This window comes from Streptomyces sp. NPDC001851, from assembly GCF_040297165.1.
Classification (GTDB): domain Bacteria; phylum Actinomycetota; class Actinomycetes; order Streptomycetales; family Streptomycetaceae; genus Streptomyces.
On the sequence record NZ_JBEOYR010000082.1, the window covers coordinates 1 to 1,201 of the forward strand.

Annotated in this window: 1 protein-coding gene; it reads left to right on the forward strand. The window is 62.3% G+C overall.

Annotation, left to right across the window (positions count from 1 at the left end; all coding sequences use genetic code 11):
- Nucleotides 1–1,201: phenylalanine--tRNA ligase subunit beta (pheT, locus tag ABT171_RS41620; RefSeq protein ID WP_351252157.1), on the forward strand; the 1,201-nt coding region annotated here is incomplete at both ends.

Sequence of the window (1,201 nt, forward strand, 5' to 3'; positions counted from 1 at the left end):
GCTCATTCTCCGAGCTGGGCATTTCCGACGATCATGACGGCATTATCGAACTGCCGCTGGATGCGCCGATCGGCACCGACATCCGCGACTATCTGAAACTGAACGACAGCACCATCGAGATCAGCGTCACGCCGAACCGCACCGACTGCCTGGGCATCATCGGCGTTGCGCGTGACGTGGGCGTACTGAACCAGGTTGCGCTGACCGAGCCGGATATGAGCCCGGTGGCTGCCACTATCGACGCCACGCTGCCGATCCGCGTTGACGCGCCGCAGGCGTGTCCGCGTTATCTGGGCCGCGTGGTGAAAGGCATCGACGTCAAGGCGCCAAGCCCGCTGTGGATGCGTGAAAAACTGCGTCGTTGCGGTATCCGTTCTATCGATGCCGTCGTCGACGTCACCAACTATGTGCTGTTGGAACTTGGCCAGCCGATGCACGCCTTCGATCTGAGCCGCATCGACGGCGGCATCGTGGTGCGCATGGCGGAAGAAGGGGAAACCTTGACGCTGCTGGACGGTAACGAAGCCAAACTAAACGCCGACACCTTAGTGATCGCCGATCATCAAAAAGCGTTGGCGATGGGCGGCATCTTCGGCGGTGAGCATTCCGGCGTCAACGGGGAAACCCAGGACGTGCTGCTGGAGTGCGCTTTCTTCAGCCCGCTATCGATCACCGGCCGTGCACGCCGTCACGGCCTGCACACCGATGCTTCTCATCGCTATGAGCGCGGTGTCGATCCGGCGCTGCAGTACAAAGCGATGGAGCGCGCCACGCGCCTGCTGCTCGACATCTGTGGCGGCCAGGCCGGCCCGGTTATTGACGTGACCGATGAAAACGAATTGCCGAAGCGCGCCACCATCACGCTGCGCCGCGAGAAGTTGGATCGCCTGATCGGCCACGTGGTGCCGAGCGAGCAGGTCAGCGACATTCTGCGCCGCCTGGGTTGTCAGGTGACCGAGCAGGGCGACAGCTGGCAAGCGATCGCGCCGAGCTGGCGTTTCGATATGGAGATCGAAGAGGATCTGGTGGAAGAAGTGGCGCGTGTTCACGGCTACGACAACATCCCGGATGTGCCGGTGCGTGCCGATCTGGTGATGACCCAGCATCGCGAAGCCGATCTGACGCTCAAGCGCGTGAAGACCATGCTGGTCGATCACGGTTATCAGGAAGCGACCGCGCGGCCGACCTCGGAGCGCAGGAT